General features: G+C 66.0%; 15 protein-coding genes and 1 pseudogene. 6 read left to right on the top strand and 10 right to left on the bottom strand.

Going from position 1 to position 13,871, the window contains the following annotated elements:
* Window positions 1–5 precede the first annotated feature (5 nt).
* The gene (locus tag EL272_RS05590; protein WP_061787107.1) at window positions 6–1,163 is read left to right on the top strand and encodes an Mrp/NBP35 family ATP-binding protein; all 1,158 of its coding nucleotides are present in this window, start codon (window positions 6–8) and stop codon (window positions 1,161–1,163) included.
* Here EL272_RS05590 and EL272_RS05585 read toward each other — a convergent pair whose 3' ends face one another.
* The 5 genes from EL272_RS05585 to EL272_RS05565 all read right to left on the bottom strand — a co-directional run bounded on the left by EL272_RS05585 (window position 1,164) and on the right by EL272_RS05565 (window position 4,838).
* Window positions 1,164–1,574, bottom strand: coding sequence for a sec-independent translocase (locus EL272_RS05585; RefSeq protein WP_061787108.1), 411 nt, complete (start codon window positions 1,572–1,574; stop codon window positions 1,164–1,166). It abuts the gene before it with no gap.
* Window positions 1,575–1,601: 27 nt separating this feature from the next.
* Window positions 1,602–3,011 (bottom strand): zf-HC2 domain-containing protein, encoded by a 1,410-nt coding sequence (locus tag EL272_RS05580; RefSeq protein WP_061787109.1) that lies wholly within the window; start codon window positions 3,009–3,011, stop codon window positions 1,602–1,604.
* Between the two features lie 3 nt (window positions 3,012–3,014).
* A complete protein-coding gene (gene sigE, locus EL272_RS05575) occupies window positions 3,015–3,602 on the bottom strand; it encodes an RNA polymerase sigma factor SigE (RefSeq protein ID WP_061787110.1) in 588 nt (195 codons plus the stop codon).
* Window positions 3,603–3,761: 159 nt separating this feature from the next.
* A complete protein-coding gene (dapA, locus tag EL272_RS05570) occupies window positions 3,762–4,652 on the bottom strand; it encodes a 4-hydroxy-tetrahydrodipicolinate synthase (RefSeq protein WP_061787111.1) in 891 nt (296 codons plus the stop codon).
* Window positions 4,653–4,655: 3 nt separating this feature from the next.
* Entirely contained in the window at window positions 4,656–4,838 is a 183-nt protein-coding gene (locus tag EL272_RS05565) for a hypothetical protein (protein ID WP_123823772.1), read from the bottom strand.
* Between the two features lie 56 nt (window positions 4,839–4,894).
* Here EL272_RS05565 and EL272_RS05560 point away from each other — a divergent pair, with 56 nt between their 5' ends.
* Window positions 4,895–5,551 carry an O-methyltransferase gene (locus EL272_RS05560; protein ID WP_014846241.1) on the top strand — a complete coding sequence of 219 codons (657 nt, stop codon included), beginning with the start codon at window positions 4,895–4,897 and terminating at the stop codon, window positions 5,549–5,551.
* 75 nt (window positions 5,552–5,626) lie between these two features.
* On the opposite strand, the gene glgC is transcribed toward EL272_RS05560, so the two are convergent.
* Window positions 5,627–6,853 (bottom strand): glucose-1-phosphate adenylyltransferase, encoded by a 1,227-nt coding sequence (gene glgC, locus EL272_RS05555; protein ID WP_014846240.1) that lies wholly within the window; start codon window positions 6,851–6,853, stop codon window positions 5,627–5,629.
* Window positions 6,854–6,916: 63 nt separating this feature from the next.
* On the opposite strand from glgC, the gene glgA reads away from it, so the two are divergent.
* On the top strand, window positions 6,917–8,107 hold the full coding sequence (gene glgA / locus EL272_RS05550) for a glycogen synthase (protein ID WP_061787112.1): 1,191 nt from the start codon (window positions 6,917–6,919) through the stop codon (window positions 8,105–8,107).
* A 62-nt stretch (window positions 8,108–8,169) separates the two neighbouring features.
* Here glgA and EL272_RS05545 read toward each other — a convergent pair whose 3' ends face one another.
* From EL272_RS05545 to dapE, 4 genes and pseudogenes are all read right to left on the bottom strand, one after another.
* The gene (locus EL272_RS05545; RefSeq protein ID WP_071162211.1) at window positions 8,170–8,337 is read right to left on the bottom strand and encodes a DUF3117 domain-containing protein; all 168 of its coding nucleotides are present in this window, start codon (window positions 8,335–8,337) and stop codon (window positions 8,170–8,172) included.
* A gap of 10 nt (window positions 8,338–8,347) precedes the next feature.
* Window positions 8,348–8,809: a hypothetical protein gene (locus tag EL272_RS05540; RefSeq protein ID WP_014846237.1), complete on the bottom strand. Its 462-nt coding sequence runs from the start codon at window positions 8,807–8,809 to the stop codon at window positions 8,348–8,350.
* 17 nt (window positions 8,810–8,826) lie between these two features.
* Window positions 8,827–9,549 carry an LOG family protein gene (locus tag EL272_RS05535; RefSeq protein WP_014846236.1) on the bottom strand — a complete coding sequence of 241 codons (723 nt, stop codon included), beginning with the start codon at window positions 9,547–9,549 and terminating at the stop codon, window positions 8,827–8,829.
* A gap of 11 nt (window positions 9,550–9,560) precedes the next feature.
* Window positions 9,561–10,627: pseudogene (gene dapE / locus EL272_RS05530) on the bottom strand (succinyl-diaminopimelate desuccinylase).
* Window positions 10,628–10,749: 122 nt separating this feature from the next.
* Here dapE and dapD point away from each other — a divergent pair.
* From dapD to EL272_RS05515, 3 genes are read left to right on the top strand one after another with little or no spacing between them, the layout of a single operon-like run.
* Window positions 10,750–11,712, top strand: a complete 963-nt coding sequence (gene dapD, locus EL272_RS05525) for a 2,3,4,5-tetrahydropyridine-2,6-dicarboxylate N-succinyltransferase (protein WP_041697336.1) — start codon at window positions 10,750–10,752, stop codon at window positions 11,710–11,712.
* Window position 11,713: 1 nt separating this feature from the next.
* The gene (locus EL272_RS05520) at window positions 11,714–12,547 is read left to right on the top strand and encodes a hypothetical protein (protein ID WP_014846233.1); all 834 of its coding nucleotides are present in this window, start codon (window positions 11,714–11,716) and stop codon (window positions 12,545–12,547) included.
* A 52-nt stretch (window positions 12,548–12,599) separates the two neighbouring features.
* On the top strand, window positions 12,600–13,835 hold the full coding sequence (locus tag EL272_RS05515) for a serpin family protein (RefSeq protein ID WP_014846232.1): 1,236 nt from the start codon (window positions 12,600–12,602) through the stop codon (window positions 13,833–13,835).
* Window positions 13,836–13,871: the final 36 nt, after the last annotated feature.

Below are 13,871 nucleotides of genomic sequence, written 5' to 3'. Positions count from 1 at the left end.
GAGGGGTGACGAATGAGAACCCTCTTCTTCCTCTGGTCCGAGCTGCACTGCACACCGTGGAGGATCCCGAAATTCGCCGCCCGATAACCGAGTTGGGCATGGTCGATGAGTTGATGGCCGACGATGAAGGCCAGCTCTTCATCCGGGTTCTGTTGACCGTTCCCGGGTGTCCGATGCGCGCCGAGATAACCAAGCGTGTGACCGAGGCCGTGGAAACCGTCGAGGGCGTCAAGGGCGTGCACGTCGAACTGGGAGTGATGGACGACGAGCAACGATCCGCGATGCGGCAGGTGCTGCGCGGCGGTCAACCGGAACGCGAGATCCCGTTCGCCAAACCGGGAAATCTGACGAAGGTCATCGCGGTCGCTTCCGGCAAGGGTGGGGTCGGAAAATCTTCGGTGACGGTGAACCTGGCCCTGGCCCTCGCCAAGGCCGGTCGCGATGTCGCAATCCTCGACGCCGACATCTACGGCCATTCCATCCCCGACATGCTGGGTTTGGGTGATTCCCGCCCGACGGTCGTCGACGACATGATCCTGCCGGTCCCGGCCGCGGAGGGCCTGAAGGTGATCTCGGTGGGCATGCTGAAACCGTCCCGTGATCAGGTGGTCGCCTGGCGCGGCCCCATCCTGGACCGGGCCCTCACACAGCTGCTGGCCGATGTCTTCTGGGGTGATGTGGACTTCCTGCTTCTCGATCTCCCCCCGGGCACGGGCGATGTCGCGATGAGCCTGGGCCAGAAGATCCCGAACTCCGAGGTGCTGGTCGTGACCACCCCGCAGCTCGCCGCCTCCGAGGTTTCCGAACGGGCCGGCACCATGGCCCACATCCTCAAACAGAGGGTACTGGGTGTGGTTGAGAACATGAGCTGGCTGGAGTTCACGGCCCCCGACACCGGGAAGTCCTACCGGATTGAGCTGTTCGGATCCGGAGGCGGCACCCTGGTGGCGGAAGCGCTGAGCGAGCGGCTCGGATACGACGTGCCGCTGCTGGCGCAGGTTCCCTTCGACGAGGCGCTCCTGGCGGGCGGGGACAGGGGCGAGCCCCTCGTGCTCAGCGCCCCGGACCATCCGGCCGCACAGGCCCTGTTGAACCTGGGCGAGGACCTGGCAAATCGCAGCAGAAACCTGCTGGGGCGGATGCTGCCCGTCAGCCCGGTGTGATCAGGTTGCCTCCGGGTCGTAGGGGACGGCCAAGGGCTTCGGCGGTGGGGTTTCGGTAACCGCATCCGGCTGGTCGTGCCTCACCGCCGTGGCGGTCGTCACGCCGGTGGCGGCGGCCTTCGCGGCTCTGCCCGTGTCGGAGATCTCACGTTTGGCCTCCTCAATGGCCGCGATCTCCTCGCGCATGTGCTTGGCGACGAACCGTTTGGGGTTGAGGTCCTCGATCTTGAGATCGGAATACTCGGGGCCGAGTTCCTGGCGCAGCTGCGTCTGGGCGTTGTTCGCGATCCCCCGGAGCGCCACGAACACCCGGGCCGCCTTCCGCGCGAACGCGGGAAGCTTCTCGGGACCGAACATGACGACGCCGAGTACCAGAAGAAGAATCAGCTCGGTGGCGTCGATGTTGAACACACGCTCAGGCTACCCGCGGCCGGGCGTTCAACCAATCCCAACCAGCCGTCCCAGGCCACTTCCCATGCGTTCCAGCAGGCCGTACTTGTTCTCCTGCGGCTTCGGCAGAGCCTTGCACGCCTCCGCCATCAGCGCCCGCGGACCGTTGGTCGCCACGGAGACCACGCCGTCGCCCACCTGCCAGGCGGAAACTTGAGGCAGTCCGGGCGAGTCGTCGGAAACCCGGATCCCACCTGCCAGCACACCCGGGGTCCACGAGACGCTCAGGGTACGCACACCGTCGGAGTAGACCAACCGTTGGTAGACGTTCTGTCCCTCGCCAGAACTGGCGTGGGCCACCAGGGGAAGACCTCCCAGTTCCAGCGGACACTCAGGCAGGCCAACGCACCACCCGGAGGTGTTGGCGCTGGAGACGGATTCCATCGGGTAGGGCTGGGTGGAATCCGTGGCCAGCTGCGCAGTCCCGATGTTTATGCTGACGAATCCGAAAACCAGCGTAGGGCGTCCCGTCGTGTCGTAGCGCTCGACCCACAACGGAAGCCCCGTGTCGTCATCGAGCCACCAGCGCGCCACGAGATGCCCGTCGCCGCGGGCCTCGACCACGGATGCGCTGCGTCCGGCCACCGTGTCCGAGCTCTGGTAGGTGTAGAACTGCCAGCCGGTTTCGGCAAGGGATGAGCAGCAACCCATCGTGGGAACGAACCAGGAGAGGAAACGTTCCCCGGTTCCGTCCAGGACCGCCAGAGTGGCTCCTTCTCCCGCGACGACATCGACCTCCACGTCGTTCGGCCGGTGGACACCGTCTCCGTCCATCAACCAGACCCGCTGTCGCCCGGAGTAGGTGATGCTCTGACCGTTGTTGCCGAGCCGGATCATCGCGTTGTTCTCGTCGATCGGGACGGCCTGGCCGAGATCGAAGGTGCGAGGACTGAGCTGCGTTGCTGCACCGGGCCTGGCGCCCCGTTCGCGCGCCCACTGCACGGCGCCGACTCCCTGTCCGACGCTGATGGTGGTCAGCGCCAGCGAGTACTGTTCGCGCGCCGCCCTGACCGGATCACCCACGACCGCGGGTTCCTTCGCAAGCGCCAGGGAGAGCATCATCAACGTCGCCAGCGCCACGGTTGCGGCCATGCCTCCGCGGATCAGGCGTCCACCGCGACTGTGACGACGTGGCCCGTCCCCGGCCAGGTAAAGCGGCTGGTCGCACTCGTTTCCCGCGATGTTCTGGAGCCTTTCGGCCAAGGTTTCGGGCAGGGTGGCGGCGGCCCGGCAGGAGTTCAGCCTGGAACGCACCCGCCGTAGCTCGTCGACGGCGGCGGAGCATTCCGGGCACCGGACCAGGTGCTCACTGACCTGGTTGACGCGGCGTTCGGGCAGGGTCCGATCGACGAACCCGGAAAGGTCGTCCTCGTAGCGGCGGCAGTCGTTTCCCCGCACCTCCTATGACACCCCGAGATATCGGGCATGGTCCTCGCTCGGCGCGCGATGGGCGAGCGCGTCACGCAGCTGGGCACGTCCGCGGGCGATCCGGCTGCGCACGGTACCGAGTTTGATGCCCAGCACCTCCGAGATCTCCTCGTAGCTCATTCCCTCGATGTCGCAGAGCACAACGGCGACGCGCTGCTCGGGCTTCAGGGCCGCCAGGGCATTCGCCACGTCGGCGTCCAGGGCCCCGTCCGCGTGGAGTTCCTCAGGGCTGCGGTCCTGTCCCCAGACGTGTTCCGGTGCCGAGCTCAGGGCATCCATGCGGATCCGTTGTCTGCGTCGCGCGGAGTCCAGGAACAGGTTGGTGGTGATGCGATGCAGCCAGCCCTCGAGGGTGCCGGGTTGGAAGTTGTGGATCGATTTGAACACCCGGACGAACACATCCTGGGTGAGGTCTTCGGCGTCGTGGCGATTGCCGGTGAGCCGGTAGGCCAGGCGGTAGACCTGCGCCGAGTGGTCCCGGACCAGTTCCGCCCAGGTGGGCGCAACCCAGTCCGGCTCGTTTGGCCTCGCTTTGTTGCGGAACACGCCTCGCCTCTCCATGGGAAACAATCTGGCACCTCATCCTGTGAGGAACCTGTGTGTGTGAAGCGTTCCACGCCTCTCACACAACCTTCAACGCACGGTGATGAGGCTTTGTTCCAACGGGTTTCTGCCGCCGGGCGAGGTCTTCAGGTTCCTGTGAGTTTTCCGGGAAAACGCTCAGAGTTGGGTGTCCAGAATCCCCAGGAAACGTTCGAGGACCTCCGGGGCGACCGTTCCCATGGGAGGGCGGCACCTCCCGACGTCGAAACCGCGGCGGTTCAGGGCCGCCTTGACCATCATCGTTCCCTGGGTGGCGAACACCCCCCGGAAGACCGGCAGCAGCTGGGCGTTGAGCTGCCGCGCCTGTTCGAGGTTCCCTGCGACGAACGCGTCGATGAGCGCGCGGACCTGGAGGCCCGAGAAGTGCGTGGACGTCCCAACCACCCCTGCCCCACCAACGGCCAGCAACGGCAGCAGGTAGGCGTCGTCGCCCGCGTAGTAGGTCAGCGTGGTGTTGGCGATCACGACCGAGGACGAGCAGATATCCGCCTTGGCGTCCTTGACCGCCGCGATCCTGGGATGGTCCGCCAGGCGCAGCAGCGACGCCTCTGGAATCGGGATACCCGTGCGATGCGGGATGTCGTAGAGCATGAGGGGGAGTTCGGTGGCGTCGGCAACGGCGAGGAAGTGAGCTTCGAGCGCATCAACGGGAGGGCGCGAGTAGTAGGGGGTCACCACCAGCAGCCCGTCGGCACCGGCCTCCGCGGCCTGTCCCGCGAGTTCGATCGTGTGGCGCGTGTCGAAGGTGCCGACCCCGGCCACCACCGAGGCGCGGTCCCCAACCGCCTCGACCACCGCCTTGAGCAGTTCCTGTTTCTCCTCATCGCTGGTGGTGGGGGACTCCCCGGTGGTTCCGTTGATCACCAGGCCGTCGTGTCCCTGTCCATCCACCAGGTGCCGGGCCAACCGGGCCGCCTCGGCGAGGTTCACGCGCCCGTCCGACCCGAACGGGGTGATCATGGCGGTCAGCAGCCGCCCGAAAATGGGCTGTTCCGGACTTGCAGGCATGGTTCAGGCCTCCTCGAAAGTGACGAGCGATTCCTCGTCGTGGATGTTTTCCTGCCCGGTCATCGCCGACGACGCCAAGCCGGATCCAAGTGATGCGACGGCATCGGCACCCCCCACACGCCGACCGGTCGCGACGACCAACTGCTGCGCGCCGCCCGGGTTGTCGGCGTAGGCCACATGACTCATGCGGTTCAGGATAGAGCCTCCACGGATAAGGGCATCGAACTGGGTAGAGTTGCCGTGTGACTCACATAGCTGATTCTCCCATCCCGGCGCCGACGGCGGAGAGCTGGAGCTTCGCCGAGGCCCACTCCCCCATCGCCGATGGTCTTCAGCAGGCCCGGGTGGAGGCGGTTCAGGCCGGGCTCACCCCGGTCAGTCAGGGTGTGGCCTCCGCCCTCACCGTACTGGCCAAGGCCGTGAATGCGCGAACCGTGGTCGAGATCGGTACCGCGCTGGGCACCTCCGCCCTGCCCCTGCTCGCCGGGATGACCTCCGACGGAGTGCTGACCAGCATTGACTCCGAGGCCGACAATCAGCTGCCTGCACGGTCCTTCCTCAACGCCGCGGGCTATCCGCCGTCCCGTTGCCGGCTGATCGCAGGCGCTCCCCTGGAAATCCTCCCGAAGCTGCGGGACGGCGCCTATGACATCGTATTCATCAACGGCGACAAACTGGAGTACGTCGAGTACGTGGCCGCCGCCCTGCGCCTGCTGCGCCCGGGCGGTCTCCTGATCATCCACGACGTGCTCTGGTACAACACCGTCGCCGATCCCGGCCGGGAGGGCGACGAAACCATCATCATCCGCGAGGCCCTCGACGCGGTGAGGGCCGCCGACAGCTACACCACCACTCTGCTCACGGTGGGCAACGGCCTGCTGGTGGCGGTCAAGGACTGAGAAACCACCAGCGGGCGAACGATGGCCGCCTGGGTGGATGGAGTCCACCAGCAGGCGGCCATCGTTGTTTTTCTCTCAGTCCCGCGGGACGACGGTGTCCTTGCCGACGACGACCACACCGTTGGGTGAGACGTGGAAACCGCGCTCCCGGTCGTGGTCGTGATCGACACCGATCTGCGCCCCGTCGGTGACGATCACGTGCTTGTCGAGGATGGCGCGGCGCACGACGGCGTCACGGCCCACGTTCGCGCCGTCCATCAACACGGAGTCCGAGACCTGCGACCACTTGTCGATGCGCACATTCGGGCCGAGCACGGTGCGATCCACCTCGCCGCCGGAAATGATGCATCCGGGATTGACGATGGAATCCTCCGCCTTCCCGCGGATGACGAACTTCGCCCCGGGCGCCTGGGACTGGTTCGTCAGCAACGGCCAGTCGCTGTTGTAGAGATTGAATTCCGGCTCGACGGACACCAGGTCCATGTGGGCCTCGTGGTAGGCGTCGATGGTGCCGACGTCCCGCCAGTAGTTGAGGTCCTTCTCCGTCGCACCGGGAACCACGTTGTCCTTGAAGTCGTAGACCTGTGACTGGCCCTGGGCGGTGAACCACGGGACGATGTCACCGCCCATGTCGTGTTTGGCCGTCGGGTTCTCCGCATCGGCCCTGAGCGCCTCCACCAACGCGTGACGGGAGAAGATGTAGTTACCCATCGAGGCGAACGACTCTTCCGGCGAGTCGGGCAGCCCCGGCGGTTCGGTGGGTTTCTCCAGGAAACTCTTGATGCGTTTGTCCTCCCCCGCATCGATGATGCCGAACGCGCTGGCCTCGCTGCGGGGCACACGAATGCCCGCGACGGTGCAGCCAAGACCGGAATCGATGTGGGCATCCACCATCTGCTCGATGTCCATCCGGTAGATGTTGTCCGCGCCGAACACGACGACGTAGTCGGGATTGGCGTCGCGGATCAGGTTGAGCGACTGGTAGATGGCGTCGGCGGACCCCTGGTACCAGCGGGGCCCAAGACGCTGCTGAGCGGGGACGGGCGTCACGTAGGCGCCCATCAGGGTCGAGAACCGCCACGTCATGGAAATGTGTCGGTCCAGGGAGTGGGATTTGTACTGGGTCAGGACCGCGACCTGGGTCAACCCAGAGTTCGCGAGATTGGACAGGACGAAGTCGATCAGCCGATAGCTGCCTCCAAACGGCACCGCTGGTTTGGCGCGATCGGAGGTCAGCGGCATCAACCTCTTCCCCTCGCCACCGGCGAGGACGATTGACAGGATCTTCGGGCGTGCCACCATGTCTGAAACCTAGCGCTTCGCCGGTTCCCTCACAACAGGTTTGGAAAGATATCATTGCGAAGTATGAAACTGTCGCTGCTGACTCGTGAGTACCCACCATCGATCTACGGCGGGGCTGGGGTCCATGTGGCCCAGCTCGTCCCACAGCTCAGGAAGTTCATCGAAGTCGATGTTCACTGCATGGGCGAGCCCCGCGACGGCGCCGTCGCGCATCCCGAGTCCTGGCCGGCCGGGGCGAACGCGGCCCTGCGGGTGTTGGGAGCCGACCTGTCCATGGCGGCCGCGGTCGCCGATGACACCGATGTGCTGCACTCCCACACCTGGTACGCAAACATGGGCGGTCACCTGGCCGGGCTGATGCTGGACCGCGCCCACGTGGTCACCTCGCACTCCCTCGAGCCGCACCGTCCCTGGAAGGCGGAACAGCTGGGAGGTGGCTACCGGGTCTCATCCTGGGCGGAGAAGACCGCCTTCGAGGCCGCCGACGCCGTCATCTCCGTCTCCGCGGGGATGCGCAAGGACGTTCTCGCCTCCTACCCGGACCTGGATCCCGACAGGGTGTTCGTGGTCAAGAACGGAATCGACCCCGACGAGTTCAAACCGGACAACGGCACCGACGTGGTGCAAGGCCTGGGCATCGACCTGGACCGCCCGACGGTGGTTTTCGTGGGCCGCATAACCCGCCAGAAGGGGCTGATCCACCTGGTCCGGGCAGCCCAGCAGTTCGATCCCGAAACCCAGGTGGTGCTGCTCGCGGGCGCCCCCGACACCCCGGAGATCGCCGCCGAGTTCGACGGGGCGTTCGCGGAACTCCAGGCCAAGCGCAGCGCACCTGTGATCTGGGTGCCGGAAATGCTGCCCCGGGCCTCCGTTCGGCAGGTCATGACCCATGCGACGGTTTTCGCCTGCCCGAGTGTCTACGAGCCCCTGGGCATCGTGAACCTGGAGGCCATGGCCTGCGAGACCGCGGTCGTCGCCTCCGCGGTGGGTGGAATCCCGGAGGTGGTCGTCGACGGCACAACGGGCCTGCTCGTTCCTTACGATCCGGCCCAGGCATCCGATCCTAAGTTCATCTCCGCCTTCGAGGCCGATTTCGCGACCAAGGTGAACCGCCTCACTGGCGATCCTGCGCTCGCCGAAAAGTTCGGGAAGGCAGGGAGGCAACGCTGCATCGACGAGTTCTCGTGGGAGCAGATCGCGAAGGAGACCATCACGGTCTACGAGAAGGCCATCGCCTTCCACGGATCCCGTTGACCACGAGGGTCGCCCGGGAGAACACTCCCGGGCGACCCCATCATCAACGCGGATTCAGCTGCTCAGCCAACGACGCCCCTCAAGGCGTTGAGCAGGTCGGTTGCCTCCGTTGCATTCATCTCGACCACCAGTCGCCCACCGCCATCAACGGGAACACGCATCACGATGCCGCGTCCCTCCTTCGCGACCTCCATGGGTCCGTCTCCCGTGCGGGGTTTCATCGCTGCCATGTGCCAAACCTCAATCCTTGGAGTCCAAGTGAACTCCTCCATTATTCCGCATCCGGAGAGTCCCTGACGCATCAGCCGGGTCCGGAGCGACCGGAGGCAGCGCCCCGGGGTCGGCAGCGGCCTCGGAAGCTGGCGGCCCGGAACGCAGCCCGAGGTCCTCGACGATCTTGTTGATCACCACATCGACCGCCTGCATGTCGTAGCCCCCGACCACCACGTCGAACCGGGGAGGCTCCGGTGGCAGCCGGTGCCGGGTCTCCTCCAGGAAGCCGTCCACCTGACTCTTCTCGTACCCGACGGAGACGACCGGCAGGCGCAGCCGCTCCATGAACTCGTCCCCGAAGGGCAGGTCCGGGATGAAAGCCTTCGGACGGTCGTCCACCGGTTCCGGCATCTCACCGAGCCGCCCCGTACCCGCCCAGGCAGCCAAGGCGAGCACCACCATGAAAACGACCCCGAAAACCCAAACCATGTCCCAAGCCTACCGATTCAGCCCTGAACGGGAGAGCCCATGGCGGCAACCGCTTCGCCGACGTCATCGGTGAGGGTGATCAAGCCCAGATCGCCAGGGCTGATGAAACCGCAGGCCTCGACCTCCCGCTCGATCCAGTCAAGCAGCGGCCCCCAGAAGCGGCTGCCGAAAAGCACCACCGGGAAATGGGTCACCTTGCCGGTCTGGATCAGGGTCAACGACTCGAACAGCTCGTCCAGGGTGCCGAAACCGCCGGGCATCGCGATGAATCCGCGCGAGTACTTGAGAAACATCGTCTTGCGGGCGAAGAAATAGCGGAAGTTGATGCCGAGCCCGACGTACGGGTTGAGCCCTTGCTCGTGGGGAAGTTCGATGCCGAGCCCCACGGATGTGCCACCCGCCTCGCTGGCCCCCTTGTTGCCGGCCTCCATGATGCCGGGCCCGCCGCCGGTGATGACGGCGAACCCACGCTCCGCGAGGTCCCGGGCGATCCGTTCCGCGGCCCGGTACATCGGGTCGGTTGATGCGGTTCGCGCGGAACCGAAGATGCTGACTGCGGCGGGCAGTCCGTGGAGGGTGTCGAATCCCTCCACGAACTCGGCCTGGATGCGAAGCACCCGCCACGGATCCTTGCTGGCCCATTCGTCCCCGTCGGAGCCGAGCAGCGCCTCGTCGGCGGTCGGCACCTCCTCGCGGGCCTGGCCGCGAAGCACCACGGCTCCCTGGCGGCGTTCGGTCATCGGTTCCTCCTTCAGGCGAGCCAGCGGCGGAGGCCGTCAGCGCAGATTCTCAGGTGTTCAGCGGGGCAGCGTTCGTCGTCGCGGTGGGCCAACGACGAATCCCCGGGACCGTAGTTGACCGCGGGAATCCCAAGCGCGGAGAAACGGGACACGTCGGTCCAACCGTACTTGGGGAACGCCTTCCCGCCGACCGCGTCGACGAACTCCTGCGCGAGCGGCCTGTCCAACCCGGGCCGGGCCGCCGGGGAGAGGTCGGTCACCTCGAACGTGTACCCGTCGAAGACCTCCTCCAGATACCCCAGGGCCTCGTCGAGGCTTTTGTCGGGCGCGAACCGGTAGTTGATCTCCACCCACGCCTCGGGGGGATGATGTTGCCCGCCACTCCCCCACCGATGCGAACAGCATTCAGCCCTTCCCGGTACTCCAGGCCATCCACCTCGATCCGTTTCGGTTCGTGGGCCGCGAGCCGCGCGAGCACATCCGCCAGGCCGTGAATGGCGTTGTCGCCCATCCAGGCGCGGGCGCTGTGGGCGGCCCTGCCCTCGGCTGTGATCCTGATGCGGATGGTTCCCTGGCAGCCCCCTTCGACCCGGGCCCCCGTCGGCTCCATGAGGACCGCGAAATCCCCCTCGAGCAGGTCGGGGCGGTTGCCCGCCAGCCGTCCGAGGCCGTTCAGGGAAGCGTCCACCTCCTCGTGGTCGTAGAACACCCAAGTGATGTCGAAACGGGGTCGGTCGAGTTCGCAGGCTAGCTTCAACGCGACCGCCACCCCGCCCTTCATGTCCACGGTGCCCCTGCCGTGGATCACGATCCCCTCGGGGGTCTCCTCCACCGTGCTCGGTAGGTTTCCGGCCACCGGAACGGTGTCCAGGTGACCGGCGATCAGCACCCGCTGGGCGCGGCCGAGCCGGGTCCTGGCAACCACGCAGTCGCCGTCGCGCGCCACCTCGAGATGGGGCTGGGTGCGAAGCACCTCCTCCACCAGATCCGCGAGCCGTTTCTCGTTGCCGGAAACGCTCTCGATGTCGACGACGGCGCGCAGCAGGGTCACGAGATCAGTACCGGGATCGAGAAGCATGGCTGCGAGCCTACTGCCACGAACAACCATCGGTGCTCGTGGCCGGGGCTCTCACCGTCACACCGGAGATGGCCGGACCAGCCATCCGGTCTCCCTCGGGTGAAGGCCCGGGCAGGGTGTCGTTGTCGGGTACGTTCACTACACTGACCCGCATGACTGACGTGCTTCGCCAGGGCTGGGGCTGGGGCCTCGCCACCGTTCACAACTCCGGTTCCGTCCTCGACGTGTTCTACCCGGAGCCGCGGATCGGCGGCGATGTCACCGAGGAGGCCCCCGCCTCGTTGCTGGCGGCACAGCTCACCGACGACCTGCGCCAGGTGAGAACCAAGGTGGTGCGCGTGGTCATTGATCTCGACGCGGCTCCCGGAAACACCGAGGACGCCTACCTGCGCCTGCACCTGCTCAGCCACCGCCTGGTCCGTCCCCACGGGATCAACCTCGACGGCATTTTCGGCCAGCTACCGAACAACGCCTGGACCAGCCGCGGCCCGGTCCGCGTGGAGGACGTCACCCACATCCGCACCGCTCTGCGCGGAAAGGGCGAGATATTGCAGGTCTTCAGCGTGGACAAGTTCCCGCGCATGACCGACTACGTCACCCCAGCCGGGGTGCGGATAGGGGACGCGGACCGGGTAAGGCTGGGCGCACACCTGGCATCCGGCACCACCGTGATGCACGAGGGTTTCGTCAACTTCAATGCGGGCACCCTGGGGGCCTCCATGGTCGAAGGGCGCGTCTCCGCGGGGGTGGTAGTCGGTGACGGTTCCGACATCGGCGGCGGAGCCTCCATCATGGGTACCCTCTCCGGGGGTGGCCGGGAGGTGATCAGCATCGGCGAACGCTGCCTGCTGGGCGCGGAATCCGGTATCGGGATCTCGCTGGGCGACGACTGCGTCGTGGAGGCGGGGCTATACGTGACGGCTGGCACGAAGGTGGAGCTTCCCGGCGGTCGCGTGGTCAAGGCGCGAGAACTCTCCGGTGTCCCTGGCCTGCTGTTCCTGCGCGACTCGCAGTCGGGGAGGGTGGTGGCAAGGCCACGCCGGGGCGGAACTGTTGAACTGAACGACGAACTGCACACCAACTGACATGCGCAAGAAGACAGCAATCATCCTGGTCGTGGCGCTCGTGGTGGTGGGCGCCCTCGGTTTCGGGGCCTGGAAAGGCTACGAGTGGCTCGTCACCCGCATGACCCCGAACGCCTGCTACCTGCAGGTGGACGGGGCGGAGGAGCCGCTCCGGCTCACCAACGAGCAAGCGAGGAACGCATCCATCATCGTCGCCGAGTCCTACAACCGTGGCCTGTCCGAGCAGGCGGCGGTGATCGCGCTCGCGACGGCCTGGCAGGAATCGGGGCTGCGGAACCTCAACTACGGCGACCGCGACTCCCTCGGCCTGTTCCAGCAGCGCCCCTCCTACGACTGGGGCACCAAGGAGCAGATCATGGACCCCTGGTACAGCTCCGGGCGGTTCTACGAGGAACTGGTCAAGTTCGACGGCTGGGAAAACACCGACGTAAACGACATAGCCCAGAAGGTGCAGCGTTCCGGGCATCCCGAGGCCTACAGAAAACACGAAACCAACGCACGCGCCCTGGCCGGAGCCTTCCGGGGATCCAAGGAGGGCGTCTTCACCTGCATCAACCGGGACGCCACCGGAACCGATCACAGCGACCTGGACAAGGTGGTGGCCACCGTTCCCGGGGGCAGCTTCCAGGACAATGGTTCCGAACTGACCATGACTGCGAGCAACGCTGGCACCGCCTGGTCGGCCACCCAGCTGGCCCTGGCAAACGCGTCCGAACTCGGAATCGAGAAGGTCAGCGTCGGCGGAAACGAGTGGAAACAGGGGGAACGAACCTGGAAGGATGTCCAACCGGTTTCCGGCGGCTCCGTGACGGTGACCATCAAACTCAGGTCATGACCCTCACAGGGGTAAGAATGGACTGATGCCTCACGCCCCAGGGAGGAAGCCCATGTTGTTGAACCGACGAACCCTGATCCTCGCGGGTCTGGCAGCCGCTGCGGTGAGCGGGTGCTCAGCCGAACCGAAGGTGGAGACGCTGACGGGAAACTCCGCATACGTGGCACAGAATCCGAAACACCCCTTGGCCGGGGTCGTCGCCGCCGCCTCGCAGCAGATCGGTTGGCGGCTGCTCGTTCAGGGAGACCGCACAGGAAACCAGCTGGTCTCCCCCGCCTCGTTGTGTGCCGCCCTGGCCCTGGTCGGTCTCGGCGCCACGGGAGCCTCCGCGACGAGCCTGGACGAACTGTTCGGGATGAACTCCGAGGACCGGGCAGCCGGCATCGGTGCCCTGCGAGCAGGACTGGCGGACTACGCCTCCCTGCCGGAGAGCATCGATGCGAAGAACCCGCCCGAGAAGCCAATCATCAATCTGGCATCGCGTCTCCTGATCTGCAGTGACGTCCAGCCCAAGTCTCCTTTCCTGGACGCCATCCGGAAACATTTCGACGCCTCGGTGGAGAAGGTGAAGAACTCCGAGGCCCAGGCCAGTCTGGATGCCTGGGCCAAGAAGAACACCGCTGGGCTGATCGAGCAGTCAGGAATAGCGGTGACACACGATACGGCGCTGGTGGTGCAGGATGCCCTGCTGTTCGCATCCCGCTGGGAAACACAGTTCAAATCCGACGACGCCCCCCTCGCCTTCATCACCGGGGGCGGGGAGACCGTGGAGATCAAGGCCCTGTCGGACAGCTTCTCCGTCCGGACGGCCTCCGGACAGGGCTGGCAGGCCGTCCGGCTGCCCTACGACGAAAACCTCGCCATGGACGTCATTCTCCCGGACCAGGGAATCCATCCGTTGACGTGGGACGCTAACGTGCTGCAGGAAACCCACGAAAAGTTGAGTGCGGCCCCCAAGGACAGAGTTGAGGTCACCATGCCCCCCGCCGACCTGGCCGTGAAACGCAACCTCAAGGAGGAACTCACCCGCCTGGGGGTGGACCTCGATCATCTCGACGGCATCTTCGACGGCGCTGGAGCAAACCAGGCCGCCCAACAGGTGCGCCTCCAGGTGAATGCCAAGGGCACCGTCGGCGCAGCCCTGACGGAGGTCGAAATCCCTGTGAGCGCCCCCGCGAACCCGCCGACCACGCTCGTGGTGGACCATCCCTACGTGATGCGGGTGCTGGATGTCCGCAAGGGCTGGCCGCTGTTCCTGGCCGTGATCTCGAATCCCGAGGCGAAATGACCCGGTACCGGAACCGTCTGAACCACCCGGCGAACC

Origin of the sequence: Arachnia propionica (assembly GCF_900637725.1) — a bacterium.
Taxonomy (GTDB): Bacteria; Actinomycetota; Actinomycetes; order Propionibacteriales; family Propionibacteriaceae; genus Arachnia; species Arachnia propionica.
This window is presented reverse-complemented; position numbering and strand designations above follow the sequence as displayed.

Excerpts from the sequence above, each read along its gene's own strand:
- sigE (WP_061787110.1), bottom strand. The coding sequence starts at position 3,602 with ATGGAGAGGCGAGGCGTGTTCCGCAACAAAGCGAGGCCAAACGAGCCG.
- EL272_RS05515 (WP_014846232.1), top strand. The coding sequence starts at position 12,600 with ATGTTGTTGAACCGACGAACCCTGATCCTCGCGGGTCTGGCAGCCGCT.
- glgC (WP_014846240.1), bottom strand. The coding sequence starts at position 6,853 with ATGGTGGCACGCCCGAAGATCCTGTCAATCGTCCTCGCCGGTGGCGAG.
- EL272_RS05520 (WP_014846233.1), top strand. The coding sequence starts at position 11,714 with ATGCGCAAGAAGACAGCAATCATCCTGGTCGTGGCGCTCGTGGTGGTG.
- dapA (WP_061787111.1), bottom strand. The coding sequence starts at position 4,652 with ATGCCTGCAAGTCCGGAACAGCCCATTTTCGGGCGGCTGCTGACCGCC.
- EL272_RS05540 (WP_014846237.1), bottom strand. The coding sequence starts at position 8,809 with ATGGTTTGGGTTTTCGGGGTCGTTTTCATGGTGGTGCTCGCCTTGGCT.
- EL272_RS05535 (WP_014846236.1), bottom strand. The coding sequence starts at position 9,549 with ATGACCGAACGCCGCCAGGGAGCCGTGGTGCTTCGCGGCCAGGCCCGC.
- EL272_RS05565 (WP_123823772.1), bottom strand. The coding sequence starts at position 4,838 with ATGAGTCATGTGGCCTACGCCGACAACCCGGGCGGCGCGCAGCAGTTG.
- glgA (WP_061787112.1), top strand. The coding sequence starts at position 6,917 with ATGAAACTGTCGCTGCTGACTCGTGAGTACCCACCATCGATCTACGGC.
- EL272_RS05545 (WP_071162211.1), bottom strand. The coding sequence starts at position 8,337 with ATGGCAGCGATGAAACCCCGCACGGGAGACGGACCCATGGAGGTCGCG.